General features: G+C 41.5%; 15 protein-coding genes. 4 read left to right on the top strand and 11 right to left on the bottom strand.

Annotated features, from left to right (window positions below):
- Positions 1-77: 77 nt before the first annotated feature.
- Positions 78-1,544 (bottom strand): alpha-amylase, encoded by a 1,467-nt coding sequence (locus tag IGI71_RS07645; protein ID WP_015509620.1) that lies wholly within the window; start codon positions 1,542-1,544, stop codon positions 78-80.
- A 205-nt stretch (positions 1,545-1,749) separates the two neighbouring features.
- On the opposite strand from IGI71_RS07645, the gene IGI71_RS07640 reads away from it, so the two are divergent.
- From IGI71_RS07640 to IGI71_RS07630, 3 genes are read left to right on the top strand one after another with little or no spacing between them, the layout of a single operon-like run.
- On the top strand, positions 1,750-2,505 hold the full coding sequence (locus IGI71_RS07640; protein ID WP_005225973.1) for a DeoR/GlpR family DNA-binding transcription regulator: 756 nt from the start codon (positions 1,750-1,752) through the stop codon (positions 2,503-2,505).
- On the top strand, positions 2,502-3,419 hold the full coding sequence (gene pfkB / locus IGI71_RS07635) for a 1-phosphofructokinase (protein ID WP_015509619.1): 918 nt from the start codon (positions 2,502-2,504) through the stop codon (positions 3,417-3,419). The genes IGI71_RS07640 and pfkB overlap by 4 nt, the downstream gene beginning before the upstream one ends.
- Before the next feature lie 13 nt (positions 3,420-3,432).
- A complete protein-coding gene (locus IGI71_RS07630; RefSeq protein WP_034857806.1) occupies positions 3,433-5,358 on the top strand; it encodes a PTS fructose transporter subunit IIABC in 1,926 nt (641 codons plus the stop codon).
- A 42-nt stretch (positions 5,359-5,400) separates the two neighbouring features.
- On the opposite strand, the gene IGI71_RS07625 is transcribed toward IGI71_RS07630, so the two are convergent.
- The gene (locus IGI71_RS07625) at positions 5,401-6,732 is read right to left on the bottom strand and encodes a hypothetical protein (RefSeq protein WP_413153360.1); all 1,332 of its coding nucleotides are present in this window, start codon (positions 6,730-6,732) and stop codon (positions 5,401-5,403) included.
- A 129-nt stretch (positions 6,733-6,861) separates the two neighbouring features.
- Between IGI71_RS07625 and IGI71_RS07620 the strand changes: the two genes are divergently transcribed.
- The gene (locus IGI71_RS07620) at positions 6,862-7,038 is read left to right on the top strand and encodes an SPJ_0845 family protein (protein ID WP_010748176.1); all 177 of its coding nucleotides are present in this window, start codon (positions 6,862-6,864) and stop codon (positions 7,036-7,038) included.
- A gap of 63 nt (positions 7,039-7,101) precedes the next feature.
- Here the strand turns inward: IGI71_RS07620 and IGI71_RS07615 are convergent, their stop codons facing one another.
- From IGI71_RS07615 to IGI71_RS07575, 9 genes are all read right to left on the bottom strand, one after another.
- Positions 7,102-8,403, bottom strand: coding sequence for an ISL3 family transposase (locus tag IGI71_RS07615; protein ID WP_201705159.1), 1,302 nt, complete (start codon positions 8,401-8,403; stop codon positions 7,102-7,104).
- 260 nt (positions 8,404-8,663) lie between these two features.
- Entirely contained in the window at positions 8,664-9,545 is an 882-nt protein-coding gene (locus tag IGI71_RS07610) for a helix-turn-helix transcriptional regulator (protein WP_016610131.1), read from the bottom strand.
- Positions 9,546-9,716: 171 nt separating this feature from the next.
- Positions 9,717-10,301 (bottom strand): ribosome biogenesis GTP-binding protein YihA/YsxC, encoded by a 585-nt coding sequence (gene yihA, locus IGI71_RS07605; protein WP_430616287.1) that lies wholly within the window; start codon positions 10,299-10,301, stop codon positions 9,717-9,719.
- Between the two features lie 69 nt (positions 10,302-10,370).
- Entirely contained in the window at positions 10,371-11,615 is a 1,245-nt protein-coding gene (clpX, locus tag IGI71_RS07600; protein WP_010748174.1) for an ATP-dependent Clp protease ATP-binding subunit ClpX, read from the bottom strand.
- A 226-nt stretch (positions 11,616-11,841) separates the two neighbouring features.
- Positions 11,842-13,125, bottom strand: coding sequence for a trigger factor (tig, locus tag IGI71_RS07595; RefSeq protein ID WP_086338269.1), 1,284 nt, complete (start codon positions 13,123-13,125; stop codon positions 11,842-11,844).
- A gap of 119 nt (positions 13,126-13,244) precedes the next feature.
- Positions 13,245-14,192, bottom strand: a complete 948-nt coding sequence (locus IGI71_RS07590; protein WP_430616286.1) for a hypothetical protein — start codon at positions 14,190-14,192, stop codon at positions 13,245-13,247.
- Positions 14,193-14,229: 37 nt separating this feature from the next.
- The gene (locus tag IGI71_RS07585; protein ID WP_086338271.1) at positions 14,230-15,060 is read right to left on the bottom strand and encodes an RDD family protein; all 831 of its coding nucleotides are present in this window, start codon (positions 15,058-15,060) and stop codon (positions 14,230-14,232) included.
- 2 nt (positions 15,061-15,062) lie between these two features.
- Positions 15,063-16,094, bottom strand: a complete 1,032-nt coding sequence (gene sppA / locus IGI71_RS07580; RefSeq protein ID WP_015509610.1) for a signal peptide peptidase SppA — start codon at positions 16,092-16,094, stop codon at positions 15,063-15,065.
- Positions 16,095-16,125: 31 nt separating this feature from the next.
- Positions 16,126-16,416: a hypothetical protein gene (locus IGI71_RS07575; RefSeq protein ID WP_086338272.1), complete on the bottom strand. Its 291-nt coding sequence runs from the start codon at positions 16,414-16,416 to the stop codon at positions 16,126-16,128.
- Between the last annotated feature and the right edge of the window lie 437 nt (positions 16,417-16,853).

The following is a 16,853-nucleotide window of genomic DNA, read 5'->3' as shown; positions in this document are numbered from 1 at the left end:
GAGAAAGCAGGCTTGATTTGTTTACATAATAAAAAGGCTGTAAACCTACCAGCCTTTTTATTCGTTGAAGATTTTGGTTAACTAAAGTACTTCTCCACTAGTTTTTCATTTACATAAATCGAGACTTGCCCATCATTGACCGGGAAAACACCTTTTCCGGTATCATCTAAAACAACTTTCGCTTCATTGTTTCTCAATATATCCACGAATGTCTCTCCACCATGGATCGCACTGATAGTCATTTCTTTTTCCGCTCCTTGGGCATTGGTCATCACGACCGCTAATCCAGAAAGCTCATGTTCATAATCGCCAGTTAATACCCAGCCAATGCAATTAGGATCATCGAAATAATCGACTTGATTCCCGAATGCAAGCTTCTCCCGAAGTTTCAGCATATGGACCAGCGCATCCCCGACAGGGGCGATTTCTTGCGCGGGAATCCCAAATAAATCCCCCCAGAAAACTACTGGTACGCCAGCTTTACGTAAAAGGATCAATGAATAGGCATGGACTTTGAACCATCCGTCTATCCAAGATTGTAAACTTTGCCCAACCTGCGTGTCATGATTATCCACAAAAGTCACTGCATAATCTTCGCGAGCGGCGGTCAACGTCCCTGCAAAAATTTGGCTCATATCGTATTCGCCATTTGAGTGAGATGCTTCATATAAATTGTAGTGCAATGGCACATCAAATAAATAAATCAAATTTCCTGAAGAATCTAAATACTCTTCTAATTTTGGCAGATCCCCTGACCAATATTCTCCGACAACAAATAGTGGTTTGCCTTTTTCCTCGCGGCGGTTTAAGATCCAATCCGCGTAATAGTTAAACTCAATGTGTTTGACCGCATCTAGTCGATACCCGTCAACGCCGGTCAGTTCTTGGTACCATTGGCCCCATTTATTGAGTTGTTCCACTGTTTCGGGATTTTCCATGTCCAAATCACAACCCATTAAGTAGTCGTAATTGCCCATCTCATCATCCACTTGGTTTTCCCAGCCCTTATCAGCGAAGTTAAAAATCCCGTGGTCTTTGTTGCGGTCATCATAATCGACACCAGAAAAATTATGCCACGTCCAAACGTAATCATTGTACGTCCCCTGACGTCCTGGGAATGTGAACTTGGTCCAAGCTTCGATTTCTTCCTCATCACTGATCGGTTCATTACGGTTTTCGGTATTGTATTTAACCGCTGGAACGACTTCTTTTTCATCGGCACCAATCAAGTGATTGAAAACGATGTCGGCATAAACCTCTATTCCTTGTTCTTGCAGTGCTTTGATGGCTTCTAGGTATTCATCCTTTGTCCCATATTTTGTTGGCACCGACCCCTTTTGATCGAATTCGCCTAGATCATAATAATCATAGACACCATACCCAACGTCTTCGGACCCAGCTGTCCCTTTATAGGCAGGCGGCAGCCAAATTGCGGTAAATCCATACTCTTTGATTTCTTTACTCATTTCTTTCAATTTGTTCCAGTGCTGGCTATCTGCCGGCAGGTCCCATTCGAACCCTTGTAAAATGACTTTGTTATTCATTTATTTATCCCCCCTTACTTTAATTAAGCCAAATAATAGTAAAAATTGTCAAATATAAGGATAGCTATTAAATCAAAATGACGGTTATCATGACCGTTTATGACCGATTCTATTTATTCCCGCTTTCATTTTGAATGTTTTTTACTGTTTATGATTGATTTTGAACGAATCATATGGTATCATGGCAGGTGAAGAGGTGATGAAAATGCTTACAGAGGAGCGTCATCAAGCGATTTTGGCACGATTGGAACAAGAAGAGATCGTCAAGGTCAGTGAACTGATTCAACTGTTGGATGCTTCAGAATCAACGATCCGTCGAGACCTGCAAGAGTTGGAAGACAAAGGATTTTTAGTCAGAATTCACGGTGGAGCCAAGAAAAGTCAGCAATTAGGCTTCGAACCAAACATGTCAGAAAAAACGGCGAAGTTTCAAACGGAAAAGCAAAAGATAGCAAGAGCAGCTGCCCAGACGATCAAAAATGGTGAAGTCATTTACTTAGATGCTGGTACAACGACCCTCGAAATGATTCCTTTCCTATCGGCTATCACAGGCCTTAAGGTGGTCACAAACTCCGTCAAACACGCTTCCCTATTGATCGATCACGGGATCGACACCATGATTTTAGGGGGAACCATTAAGATATCGACGAACGCTGTGTTAGGGATCAATGCTGGTGAACAACTGCGAAAACTACGCTTTAATCGTTGCTTTATGGGCATGAACGGGGCTCATTCTGAGGCTGGATTCACAACACCTGATCCTGAAGAAGCCCTGATCAAGCAGATCGCTTTAGAGCACAGTCAACAAGCCTATGTCTTGCTAGACCATTCCAAATTTCAGCAAACGACTTTTGCTCAAGTTGCCTTTATCGAAGGTGCGACGATCATCACCGATTATTGCCCAAAAAACTATTTAGCGAAATTCAGAGCAAAAACAACCATTATGGAGGTAATACAATGATTTACACAGTAACACTCAATCCATCGATCGACTTTATCGTCCATGTCGATCATTTGGAAATCGGCGCCCTTAATCGAATGAAACAAGACTTTAAACTACCTGGCGGCAAAGGAATCAATGTCTCACGGATTTTGAAACGCATCGGCATCGCCTCGACTGCCCTTGGTTTCGTTGGCGGATTTACTGGTCGTTTTATTGAAGAGTGGCTGACCAAAGAGGAAATCAACAGCAACTTTACCCAAGTCGCTGCGGACACACGAATCAATATCAAACTAAAATCCGGCGAAGAAACAGAAATCAACGGTCTTGGCCCAGTCATTCGCCAGCAAGAAATTGCTGAATTGAAACACCAATTAGCCACTCTTTCTGCCGAAGACATCGTCATCCTATCAGGAAGTAAACCAGCTGGTCTTCCAACCGACTTTTATAAAGAATTGATCAAAATCGTTAAAGAAGCGGGTGCGGAATTTGTCATTGATACGACCGGCGCGGAACTTTTTGATGCTTTATCCGATCAGCCTTTGCTGATCAAACCAAATAATCATGAATTAGCCGAACTTTATGAAACTTCTTTTTCAACAATCGAAGATATTTTGCCTTATGGTCAAAGAATGCTAAAGGATGGCGCTAAAAATGTCATTGTCTCTCTAGGCGGCGATGGCGCCCTGCTCTTTACTGGCAATGAGATCTATCGATCCAATGTGTTGAAACGACCTTTGAAAAATTCAGTCGGCGCTGGAGATTCCATGATTGCTGGATTCATTGGGCGTTATGCAAAGACCAAAGATGTGGTTGAAGCATTCAAATGGGGAGTCGCTTGTGGCAGTGCCACTGCGTTTTCAGATGATTTAGCTGAGGCGTCATTTATCGAAGAATTACTACCGGAAGTCATAATTGAACAAGTGAATCTATAGGAGGATGGAAAAAATGAAAATCAATGAGTTGATGCTGAAAGATGCCATGATCATGGACTTACAAGCAACAGACAAAAAAGGTGCCATTGATGAAATGGTAGCAAAATTATATGCTGTCGGACGAATTTCAGATATCGAGGTCTACAAAGAAGGAATTCTTGCCCGAGAAGCTCAAACATCAACAGGGCTAGGTGACGGCATCGCAATGCCTCATGCCAAAAACAGTGCGGTCAAAGAAGCGACGGTCTTATTCGCAAAAAGTAATGCGGGTGTTGACTATGAGGCGTTAGATGGACAACCAACGTACCTCTTCTTTATGATCGCAGCACCAGAAGGAGCAAATGATACTCATTTACAAGCATTAGCAGCGCTATCTCGCTTGTTGATCGATCCGGATTTCGTTGCTAAATTAAAAACAGCGACGACTGCTGATCAAGTACAGCACCTTTTCTCAGAAGCTGAGGCACAGCAAGAAGCCGATGCTTTAGCAGAAGAAGCGGCAAACCAAGAAGCAGCACCCGCTAGCGAACGTCCCTATATCGTCGCAGTTACAGCTTGCCCGACAGGAATCGCCCATACCTACATGGCAGAAGATGCTTTGAAAAAGAAAGCCAAAGAGCTGGGTGTTGACATCAAAGTCGAAACAAATGGTTCAGAAGGAATCAAAAATCGCCTAACAGAAGCTGATATCGCTCGAGCTACTGGTGTAATCGTCGCTGCTGATAAAAAAGTAGAAATGGATCGCTTTGACGGCAAACATTTAGTAAACCGTCCTGTCAGTGATGGGATCCGTAAAACCGAGCAATTAATCAATGAAGCAATGAGCGGAACTGCTCCTGTTTTTCATGGTAGCGGCCAAGCTTCTGATAAAGAGGACGCTTCTGCTGATGGTTCAGTCGGTCAACGAATCTATAAAGATTTGATGAATGGTGTTTCTCATATGCTGCCATTTGTTATTGCCGGTGGAATCATGATCGCTATTTCCTTCATGGTGGACCAGTTCATGGGTGTCCCTCAAGATGCCTTGAGTCAATTAGGAAACTACAACCAAGCAGCTTCTTGGTTCAATCAAATCGGTAGCGCGGCATTTGGTTTTATGCTACCTGTCTTAGCTGGATTTATCGCTTCAAGTATCAGTGACCGACCTGGATTGATCGTCGGTTTCGCAGCAGGTGCGTTAGCAAATACAGGTGGTGCTGGTTTCTTAGGTGCCTTGATCGGCGGTTTCTTAGCTGGTTACGTCATCAAGTTCTTACGTTCATTATTCAAAGGCTTACCAAAATCATTAGAAGGAATCAAAACGATCCTCTTCTACCCTGTTTTCGGCCTATTGATCACTGGCTTCTTGATGTTACTGATCAACGTGCCAATGAAAGCTATCAACGACGGTTTGAACAGCTTCTTGACTGGCTTAAGTGGTACCAACGCAGCTTTACTTGGCGCTTTGTTAGCAGCGATGATGGCAGCCGATCTAGGCGGCCCAATCAACAAAGCCGCTTATGTTTTTGGTACTGCAACATTGGCAACGACCGTTGCTGAAGGTGGTAGCGTCGTGATGGCATCTGTAATGGCGGGCGGAATGGTTCCTCCATTAGCAATCTTTGTCGCAACGTTATTGTTCAAAAACAAATTCACAAAAGACCAAAAAGAAGCAGGTTTGACAAATATCGTCATGGGGCTGTCCTTCGTCACAGAAGGTGCGATTCCATTTGCAGCAGCAGATCCACTGCGAGCGATCCCAAGCTTTATCGTCGGTTCTGCCCTGACTGGTGCACTTGTCGGTGCCTTTGATATCCAATTGATGGCGCCACATGGTGGGATCTTCGTTGTCCTATTATTATCTAAACCAATTTTATTCTTGCTATTCATCTTGATCGGTGCGATCGTTTCTGGCGTCGTATTCGGTTTGTTGAAAAAAGCGCCTGAGCAAACAGCCTAATTGAAAAGACCCACAAGATCCTCGTGATCTTGCGGGTCTTTTTCATTCTTGATTGGTAAAAAGCTGCTGCTCGACTAGCTTTTGGGTGTTCATAAAATACACTCGAAGTTTTTTCCCATCCTTCTTTAGATTGACCCATGTATATTTGCGCGTGCGGTGCAGATAGCCAAAATGAACATCAGGCATGGCCGTTTTCAAAGCATCTAGCGGTAAGTGCTTCAAAGCAGTCTCAGGCAAATAAAATTGCAGGCAAGCAGTATAGTCTTTAAAACGATCCTCTGAATATTCAATCTCGAGATGGCTACGAATATAGAATGAATAAGCCTCTACACCATCGTCTATCGTTAGTTCTGGCTTTAATACGATATAATCCATCATGCGCAACCGCTCTTGATCCACCCAAGGAAAATACGCTTGGGCATTCAGATACCCTTTCACTCGCCGCTCTTGATACTCTTCGTTCACGAGGTCGAAGCTTCTGGTGACAAAATGTGTCGCACGGCGTTTTGTTGTTGGCTGCAGTCGATCATTTTGGTATTGAATGGTTTGGATCAAGTGATCACCAAAGGCATATTCAATATATGGTTCTCTCAAAATACCGACCCCGTTATCCCAAGTCAATTGATCGATTCCAGTTTGATCGCGAAACAATCGCTGGTAGGATAGATTCAATTCGTGATCCCACTGGAAAGGATCTCGATACAATTCCACCATCACAACCCCTTGGTCTCTTACCTGCACTTGCTCCACCTGCTGCGCATCAGTAATGATCACCTGAGGAATGATATGCGCGTAGAATGCCGAAAAGTACATGCGCCAGCAAGAAGTCAGTGTATAGCCATTGTAAAAGACGTCGTAACCAGAAAACTGATTGCAGTCGATGACGATTTCTTGTTCAAAATTTTTCCGCTTCGGTAACGCGTTGATTTCAGCAATCGATTGAAAATTTTGCCTTTTCTCGATTCCCTCGACGTTATGCATCAAGTACTCATCATATGAACGCAAATAGCCGAACAAGCCCTCTCTTTGCATCGTTTCATCGAAGTAACTTAAAATCACGGGTTTTTGCGTGGAAAATACGTCTTTCGTAAACAGGTGCCGTTGTAAAACAGCCTCTTGAATGATATGGATACTGGACTCATTTTGGCCGTCCGTCACAATCAATTCCGTATTGATTTCTTCAGGGGCGCTATGCAGCAGTTGACTGACCTCATCCAAATCATAAGGTTTCTTTGCTTGCTGATTGTAGTAGTATTCCGTCGGCTGATAGCTAAGACGAACCAAAGCGAACCAATTTTCAATCAACAAACGCAACTGTGCTGCTTCCATTTGGGTTGATTGTAGAAAGCCATAGATTTTTTCAGTTTTGATCATCGCTATCCCTCTTTTCTATCCCCTTTCTTTAATTATAGTAAAGGGGGAAACGATTGAACACTATTTCGCTTTTTTTTGATGAAATCTACCACCGTTCATGGTAAACTTAAGGCGCTTGGAGGTGAACCTATGGGCTTAAAATTCCAACGAGAAGACTCGCTAGATAAAATGTTTGATGATTTTGCCTTTCTTCCCGATAACGACAAAGACAAGAAAAAGCAGGAAAACGATATTGAGCGTTTCTTGAAAAACGAATCTGATGAAAAGAAAAAAACACAACCTAAAGATAGTAAGAAAGCAGACTAATAAGGCTCTTCGACATTTAGTGTTGGTAGAGAAAGATACAACTGAAAATTTAGTCATAACCAGTTAGGCAGAGTGCTTAACTGGTTTTTGTTTTACTTGGAAGATCAAGCCTTGAATGAGATAAATTCTTGCTCGAAAGTTATGGAAATTTCGATAGCCGTAGGCTACTCGTTTTATCACTTTTATCTTGTTGTTTGTTCCTTCTAATGCACCATTACTATACCTGGTTTTTAAAGCATATTGAATCCCTAATTTGTATTTATTTAAAAACGTCAGCTTCTTACAAAACCATTGTGGGAGGCGTTGATCTAAGCTGTTGATCGTATCGAAAAAGCTTTGGCTGTCCTTGTGTTTAAAGTGATAGAGGAGGAGCTGACAGGTCTCGTAAGCCCTTGTTAATTGCTCGTCATAACTCAAAAGCTCATCGACGATCGCTTTTTGCGTCATTGGTCTACGAAAGGATCGATCATATTGATAATTGGAACTATCCAGATCATAGGCATGTTTAAGGAGTAATTTCCAGAATCGCTTCAATCGTCGATACTTTGTCGGTTCCGTTTTTTGAAAGCTATTCATTGTTTTAATTCGCAACTGATTTAACGCACGAGTGATTTGTTGGACAATGTGAAAGCGATCGGTCACGATTTTGGCGTTTGGGAAGACCGCCTTTACAAGTTCAAAATAAGGGGCATTCATATCCATCACGACGTATTTCACGTTCGCTCGTGCTTTTCGAGTGAATTTAAGGAAATATGGTTTTAAGAAAGCCAGGCGACGATTCTCCAATACACCGATTAATTGCTGGGTCTGCCCATTCATAAAGACAAAACTCATTTTTCCACTGCAGGACTTCATCGATTTGAACTCGTCAAAACAAAGGACCGAAGGTAATGTATCAAAACGAGGATGATACGTTTTTAAACAGGTGTGCAGGACACGCAGAACGGTTACGTCAGAGACAAAATAGCGATCGGCAATTTCTTTTCTTGTTGTATTCTTCGCCAGTTCCAAGGCAATTTGAACCTTTAATTCCTTTGAAAGATAGCAGTTTTCATCCACCAAATTGGTCTGAGCGTTGAATGTCGACTGACATTCTTTACAGTAAAAGCGCGTACGTACCAAGCGTAATTCTGTTTTGATGTCTCGATAAGGCAAAAGTTGGACTTTTGTTTTATGTGAGCCATTCTTGATGATTCGTCCTTCATTTTTGATACCACATTTACGGCAATGGCTTGGTATATAGCTAAGTTTGGCATGGATAAGATTGGTGCGAAACCCCTCTTCTTCTATAGTCTCTAACCATTCTTCTTCGAAGAATAAATTTTCATCTGTTAAACCTAACAAGTTTCTAGTACAATGATCCATGGAGATATCCTTTCTTGGTGTGGTTTTGTTTTAGTCGACTAAATTCTACCAGTTAGGCTATCTCTTTTTCTATCTTTTTTTACAAAAAAAGTGTCAGTAGAAAATCCGTAGATTTTCCACCAACACTAAATATTGTAGAACCACTAATAAAAAAGGCAAAGGACACGTCAGTCCCTTGCCTTTTTTTACTTGTCGAAATAGAAAATGAGCCACTGAAGCTACATAAGTTCAACGATCAGAATCATCATCTAGAGGTTTTCTTATAGCTCCTCATACAACATGCTTTGACGTAATCGCACCAAGCCAATGGTCAACAAGCAAAGAATAAAAAAGATGGTTGTTAAGATCGTCATCACGAAGATCACCACAAAAATCGGTGAGCTCGTAAAACGAATCATTGGTTCAAAGATAGTGGTTTTAATCAAGTCAGGGATCTCAGAGACTAAGAGTTGTTGAATCGCTTGGTTAAAATCTTCCGTTGATGAATTTGCGGGCAAAACAGCCATAAAACTCCCTACACCATAATTTGCGACCCCAATCCAAGCAATTGCGACATTTGCTAGAGCGAGCCAGCCAACGCCAAGATTACCGACAACGATCGAACCGATCGCAAGATTGCCAATCCCAACTAATAAGCCAAAGCAGAGATTCCCTATTGCAATGACACCGATACTGACTGTCCCAATTCCCAACATTCCGAAGGACAATAAGCCAATCGATAAAAAGCCTAAACTGACAACCCCCAAAGCAATAATCCCTTTGGCTTTGACACCAAGGCTAAACCAGCCGCTGGCAGTTGGTAGCTCTTTCATCAGCACAAAAAACGCTCGAACACTCGTCACTTGATTCAGTAATAAGAATAAATTGGGAATCAAAATGTGCATCAACGGAAGCCGCAGAACCGTCCGTTCACTTTTGTATTCATAATAGTAGGTTTCTTTCTTTTCTTTTAATAGGTCTTCCACTGGTGTGCCTAATAAATCGGCTAGACGGACCAATGTCTCGATGTCTGGCAACCCATTTCCTCGTTCCCATTTTGAAATGGCCTTATCAGAAACAAATAACCTCGCAGCTAATTCCTTCTGTGTTAAATTATGTCTTGATCGATACTCTTTTAATTTTTTACTTAATGATTCATGCATTCGACCACACCTCCTTGTTACAAGTTTAACAAATAACAAGGAGATTTTCGCTAAAATGGAGCAAATTCAGCACTCTACGCTGCGTAGAATAGCTTAAATCAGCTGATTTCCACTGTAAAATGAGAAAAACCGAAGCAAAGGACTTTCTTGCTTCGGTTTCCTAAATGATAATTATTTTATTGCTGCTTCAATCGCTTTCCACGCTTCTTCTTTTCCTTGTTTGGTAATGGAAGAAAAGAGGATAAACGTATCTGCTGGATCAAAGGATAATGCTTTTTTGATCATGCTTTCATGCTTGTTCCATTTCCCACGAGGGATTTTGTCTGCTTTGGTGGCGACCACGATCACTGGAATCTCGTAGTATTTCAAAAACTCATACATTTGAATATCTTCTTGTGAGGGGGCATGACGCAAATCAACAAGAGATACGACTGCACGCAGCTGCTCTCTTTGTTCAAGATATGTCTCAATCATTTTCCCCCATTTCGCTCGCTCTGTTTTCGATACTTTTGCATAGCCGTAGCCGGGGACATCGACAAAATGCAACGTATTTTCAATCAAATAAAAGTTCAGCGTTTGCGTCTTCCCAGGTCTTGATGAGGTACGGGCTAAATTTTTACGATTGATCAATGTATTGATGAAGGATGACTTTCCGACATTTGAGCGGCCTGCTAAGGCAATCTCCGGTAAAGGTGTAGCTGGATATTGTGTTGGAGAAACGGCACTGATGACGATTTCAGCATCATGTACTTTCATCGAATCGCTCCTTTCTATTTTTTCAAAAAGAAAGCCGGATAGCAATGAAACTATCCGACTTGGTCTCGATTAGACTGCTTTTTTGGTCTCTTCATTGTAAATGATTTTTGGTTCACCAAGTCCTTTTGCCGCTTCTTCCGTGATGGTAACTTTTTGGATCGACTCATCAGAAGGGACATTGAACATGACATCCATCATGATATTCTCGATGATCGAACGCAACCCACGAGCACCGGTATTTCGCTCAATGGCTTGCGCAGCAATGGCACGCAAAGCCTCTGGCTCAAATTCAAGCTCGGTGTCATCTAATGCCATTAACTTTTGGTATTGTTTGACCAGCGCATTTTTTGGTTCAGTCAAAATATGCACTAAATCATCTACTGTTAATTTCTCTAGGGCAGCCATCACTGGCAAGCGGCCAATAAATTCAGGAATCAAACCGAATTTAAGCAAGTCTTCAGGAATGATTTGCTGCATCACACTTTCGCCTTCTTCAAGACGCTTATTGTTCGTGCCAAAACCAATTGTTTTTTCACCTAAACGGTTTTTAACGATGGTTTCGATTCCGTCAAACGCCCCGCCAACGATAAAGAGAATATTGGTGGTATCAATTTGGATCATCTCTTGATGTGGATGTTTCCGTCCACCTTGTGGCGGTACACTAGCAGTCGTTCCTTCTAGGATCTTCAGCAATGCTTGCTGTACGCCTTCACCGGATACGTCACGAGTAATCGATACATTTTCACTCTTACGGGCGATTTTATCGATCTCATCAATATAGATGATTCCTTTTTCTGCCATTTCTACGTTATAATCAGCAGCTTGTAACAGTTTCAAAAGAATGTTTTCCACATCTTCACCGACATAGCCGGCTTCTGTCAAACTGGTTGCATCAGCGATTGCAAAAGGCACGTTTAGTGAACGTGCTAACGTTTGTGCCAAAAATGTTTTCCCAGAACCTGTTGGTCCGATCAAGCAAATATTGCTTTTTTGTAATTCTACATCTTCTGCTGTCGTTTCTACATTGACCCGTTTGTAGTGATTGTAAACCGCTACAGCCAATGTCCGTTTCGCACGATCTTGTCCAATCACATATTCATTGAGAACATTCAGTAGTTCTTGCGGTTTCGGCACTTCGGTAAATTCACGAATTGCTTCTTCGTAAAACTCTTCATCAATGATTTCTTTGCACAAATCGATGCATTCATTACAGATATAGACCCCAGGACCTGCAACGATCTTTTTCACCTCTTCTTGCGTTTTGCCACAAAAAGAACAACGAACAGCTTCATTACCGTTTGTATTATCGTACATACTGTTCACCCCTTGAAAATTTTCCAACCTATTTAAAGGAGTGGAATTTTGTTTACTAACTTTGCAGTCTTAAACAATCATATCATAACTTTTTTGAAAGAAAAAGTTCTTTTTACGTTGCCTAACGTTTTCTTATCATTTGTTAGTAATTGTTAAACTAGCCCCTCTTACTCCCAAGAAAAAACGGCAAACACCGCTAGATGTTCGCCGTTTTTAAGCATTTTGCTTACGCTTCTTTTGCAGTACCTGTGACAAGTTCAACTGCTTTCTTCATCGTGATATCATGTTTCAACATGTCTTCTGTTAAGACGCGTTTGATTTGATCCACTGGCATGTTGTAAGCTTCAGAAAGTTCTTTGATTTCGTTTTCGATATCTTCTTCTGTTGCTTCCAAACCTTCTGCTTTAGCGATTGCTTCAATAACAAGGTTTGTTTTCACGCGGGTTTCTGCTTCACCTTCAAATTGTGTGTGCAGATCTGCTTCAGTTGAACCAGTTAATTGATAATACATTTCTGGTGAGATTCCTTGACGTTGCATGTTGTTCAAGAATTCATCCATTGAACGGTGTACTTCATCATGAACCATTGAATGTGGTAATTCAACGATTTCTGCGTTTTCAACTGCTTGACGGATCGCAGCTTCATCTTTTGCATCTTCAGCTGCTTTTTCTTTTGTTTCAGTCAATTCAGCACGGTATTTTTCTTTTAATTCAGCTAATGATTCAACGCTGTCATCAACGTCTTTTGCGAATTCATCATCTAATTCAGGAAGTTCTTTTGCTTTTACTTCGTGAACAGTTACTTTGAAGACTGCTTCTTTACCAGCTAAATCTTCTGCTTGATAATCTTCTGGGAAAGTAACGGTAACGTCTTTGCTTTCACCAGCTTTTGTTCCTACTAATTGTTCTTCAAAACCAGGGATGAATGAGTTTGAGCCAAGTTCAAGTGAGTAGTTTTCACCTTTGCCACCTTCAAATGTTTCTTCCCCTAAGAAGCCTTCAAAGTCGATAACGACTGTGTCGCCATTTTCAGCTGCTTCGTCTTCTTTGATAACTAATTCAGCTTGTGCTTCTTGTTCACGTTTGATGCGTGCATCCACGTCTTCTTCTGTTACTTCGCGGTCTTGTTTTTCAACTGTTAATTCTTTGTAATCACCAAGTTTTACTTCAGGTTTTACAGTAACTTCTGCTTTGATAACCCAATCTTGGCCTTTTTCCATGCTGTCAACGTCGATTTTTGGTTGCGCAACAGGATCGATCCCTGCTTCTTTTACAGCAGCTTCATAAGCTTCTGGAAGAACAGCGTTCAATGCATCTTCATACAACGCTTCTTCGCCGTACATACGGTTAAATACTTGGCGTGAAACTTTCCCTTTACGGAAGCCAGGTACGTTAAGATTGCCTTTCACTTTATTGAATGCAGTCGTCAAGCCTTTTTGGATTTCTGCTTGAGCGATCGTAAATGTCAAAACACCATCATTGGTGCCTGTTTTTTCCCATTTTGCAGTCATTTATTTCCCTCCGAATATTAATTGATTTACATATGAAATAGCTTCATGCATACCTTTAAATAGTACACTAACGTTGTTTAATTGTAAACATTTTACCATGAAAGTTGCGAATTTTTCTTTCAGCGAATGCTCAATCGTAGGATATTGCGTAGGTGTCGTTTGCGTTCTTCTATTTCATTCACTTCTTTTGGCTGTTCTTTTTCTTCAAATAACCCACGATAATCTTCAATGTAGCTTGCCACCCATGCTTTTGCCTCCTCTTTTGCAGGTAAAAATGGGTAGCTGATGGCTAAATGATCATTGATCTCTGCTGAGACGCTTTCTGCTAAAATCGGATCTTCTTGGGCGATCGTTTCGTCAATCTCTTTCTGGATCGCTTTAACAGCGGCATCTTCTTGCAAAAGTTTTAACTCTTTCGGAACGATTTGATGCATATTCCCAAGGTAATCGATCAGTTCAAAAGGTTCGTCCACTTCAAGACGCACGAGCTCATCCACTAATTTGGGCAGTAAATATGGATTTTTGATGGAAGCTAACGTTTCATGCATCAGCGTGACAAATTGTGGTTTGGTAATGGCTTGGGTAAAAACGTGCCATTCTGTTGCACTCACCGGTTGATTGGCTTCATCTAATGCACATAAATGCTTGCGTTTCCCATGAAAATCTTCCAGTCCTAAAATTTGCTGCACTTCTTCTACCTTCGCTAATTCACTTGCTAACTGTTCCTGATAGCCGCTTGCAATTTTTGTTTTTTTACCTAATGTAAGCCAGCGCCGAGCTTTTAAATACTGACCATCCAAGATCAGCAGATGACCAATTTGTAAATACCCGTCGGTTTCTTTTAGATAATCATCCAAATAGTCTTCCGCCAGATCTAACGCTTTGGCAAAATCATTCAACTGCTGCAGACATTCAACAAGCCATTGATTGATCTCAAAACTGGCATTTTTTTGATAGAGTTCATTGTACAGGCGAAAAGCTTGCAAAAACTCCTTTGACTGGTAGGCTTTTTCTGCCGCCAGCCGAAGCCGTTCATTTGGTCCAGGGAAATCAATCGTCTCACCCATTCTCGATCCCTCCTTTACTACTTGCTTGATCTGCTAGTTAGTTTTGTGCGCCAATCATTACGTGATTGGCATCCACCTGTTTATTGAAAGCTTTGATCAGATTAATGGTCACCACACTGGTTTCTGCAAAATAATCCGCAGCCTGCTGCTTATTTTTATTAAAGACGATTGGTAAATAACCGAGATAAAAGAAAAGATTGAATTGTAATACGTAGCGTCCGCATAGCTCGCGAATCAACACGGTTTGCCAGCTGAGTTCTTCCTCTACAAAAGAAACCACTCGAATGCCAAAAAGCATTTTTCCAATCGTTTGACCATGATTTAGCTTTGTCATTAGAACAAAATAGCCTAGATAGATTGCTAAGGCACAGATGTTGTAAAGGCCAAACCGCTGATTAGTTGCTGTTAAATTCGCTAGATTGTAGATACTACCGATCGTTATTTGGGTAATCGCTCGGATCACCAACACATCAACGAGATAAGCAAAGAAACGAATCCAAAACCCAGCAAAAAAGTAGCTAGGAAAATCATTGAAGAACCGTTTGTCTTCTGCCTGTTTTTCAGGTTCTTCATACCGTTGCCAGGCTTGTTGTTTTTCCTCGATCTCGCTTTGGGTATACTCTTCTTCCTTAAAAGACGTTAAGACTTGTTGGTAAAAATCATCGGGATGATTTACTTGTGCGTTCCTCATCGCTTTGTTGGCACTTACTGGTTCGGTTGTTTCTGAAACCTGTGCCTCAGTTGGCACATCCGTATGATTGGTTGACGGTGTCGAGGTTTCCCGCTGTTCCCTTTGATCGATTGACGTACTTGTGTGATTGTCATCCGTTGACGATGTGCCAGCGGAATACTTGTTTTTCTCTGTCATAGTCATTCACCTCCATAATAATAAAGAGGTTTTGGAGCATCGCTGGTTCCAAGGCTTTCCATCAATTGGATCACTCGCTCTGTGTTTGATTCTTTTAATCCTTGTAGTTCGGCTAAACTTGAACCTAACCAAGTAGAAGCAAATCCAGTAGATGAAACATCATAGCTGAAAATCTCGGCATCTTCCAAGCCTAGATCTGCTTGCATTGCTGCTAATGTATCTTCAGGAAAACCGATTTCATCCACTAAACCAACGGACACTGCTTGCTGCCCATCATAGATGCGGCCATCAGCGATCTTTCTAACGGCTTCTTCTGTCATGCCGCGTCCTTCTGCTACGATTTTTACGAACCGACCATAGGCATTGTCGACGTAGGTCTGCAAGACTTCTTTGTCGGCTTCTGTGGGTTTTCTCGTTGCTGAACCTACATCTTTTAGTGCGCCGCTTTTATACGTATTGTCTTCGATCCCTAGCTTTTCGAATAAGCCAGCATAGTTTAACCCTGACATGATCACCCCGATTGAACCAGTAATGGTTTCATCCGTTGCAAAAATTTTATCAGCACCAGCCGAGATATAATAACCACCACTGGCTGCCATGTTTTTCATACTGACATACATCGGAATCCCTAACTCTTTGATTTTTGCTAACTCACGAGCGATCTCCGCACTTTCATAGACGCCGCCTCCTGGCGTATTGACTTCCATCAAGATGCCCCCAATAGTTGGATCTTCTTGGATCATCCGTAGTTCTTCTAAAAATCGCTGATGATCATAAGATTCTGTTGTGAATAAGCCACCACTGGAGCTGCTGGCGATGGTTCCTTCTAAAGATAAGCGAACAATACGATTGTCTTGATCTCCGGCAACTAACGTTGTCTCTTCGATCGCATTACTTCCGTAGAACAAAGCATTTAACCCTTGCAGCGTTTGAGTTTCCTCTTGCTCTGGACGATTTGTGATTACTGAAAAAACCCCCGAGCAGATAAATAACCCTGCTGCGATCGCCGCTGCGATCCATCTTCTTTTATTCATTTTCCCACCTAACTTTTCACCTTTCCCATTTTTAGTATAGATTTTTGATGACGATCACTGCTTCTTCGTCTCCAACCGCATCAAATTTCTCACTTTTTTCAGCTAAGACGTAGCCACCAAAAAATTCCTTTGTTAGTTCATCCTGGACTTTGAATGTTTGCGCGGTTTCCACGGTGACTGATCCAGGCAAAATTTCTTGCAAGCTGTCCCAGCCCGTATCCAACATGACCTTTGTTTCATCTGTGACATTAGGATCTTTTTCTATCGCAGCTACCATTTTCTTTAGCTCTGAAAAAGTCATACAATTTACAAATTCTGGCATTTCATTCCCTCACTTTCTTACTTTTTTATTGTAGCGAACTTAAAAAAAAAAGCATAGCTTTATGAGGAAATTTCTTGGGAATCTTAATCGACAAAGCTATGTCAGCTGTTTTGATTTCCTTTAAACAGGTTCAAACCAACCTTACCAATAACTATACCAATTATTTTTATATAACTTTGAGTTGACAGAAACCGGAATAAATATTATGATATTGCTTGTATTTCTATAAAATATCTCACAAGGAGGATAGATAGACCAATAAGGATAGCGCCTGATCTGGAAACAGATGACGAGGAAAGAGTTTATCGAAACATTCGGCGGATGACTCTAGGGACTGCACTCTACAGGCAAGAACAAATCTCATCGTAAGGTGATGACAAAGACTTGCTACGCAGATAGAAATACATAATGCCAAACTAAATTTTTTTGAAAGTAGG

The sequence above is a fragment of the Enterococcus sp. DIV1279b genome, from assembly GCF_050531515.1.
In the GTDB taxonomy this organism is placed as follows: domain Bacteria; phylum Bacillota; class Bacilli; order Lactobacillales; family Enterococcaceae; genus Enterococcus_D; species Enterococcus_D casseliflavus.
The sequence above is the reverse complement of the archived record's forward strand: the minus strand, read 5'-3'. Positions and strand labels throughout refer to the sequence as shown.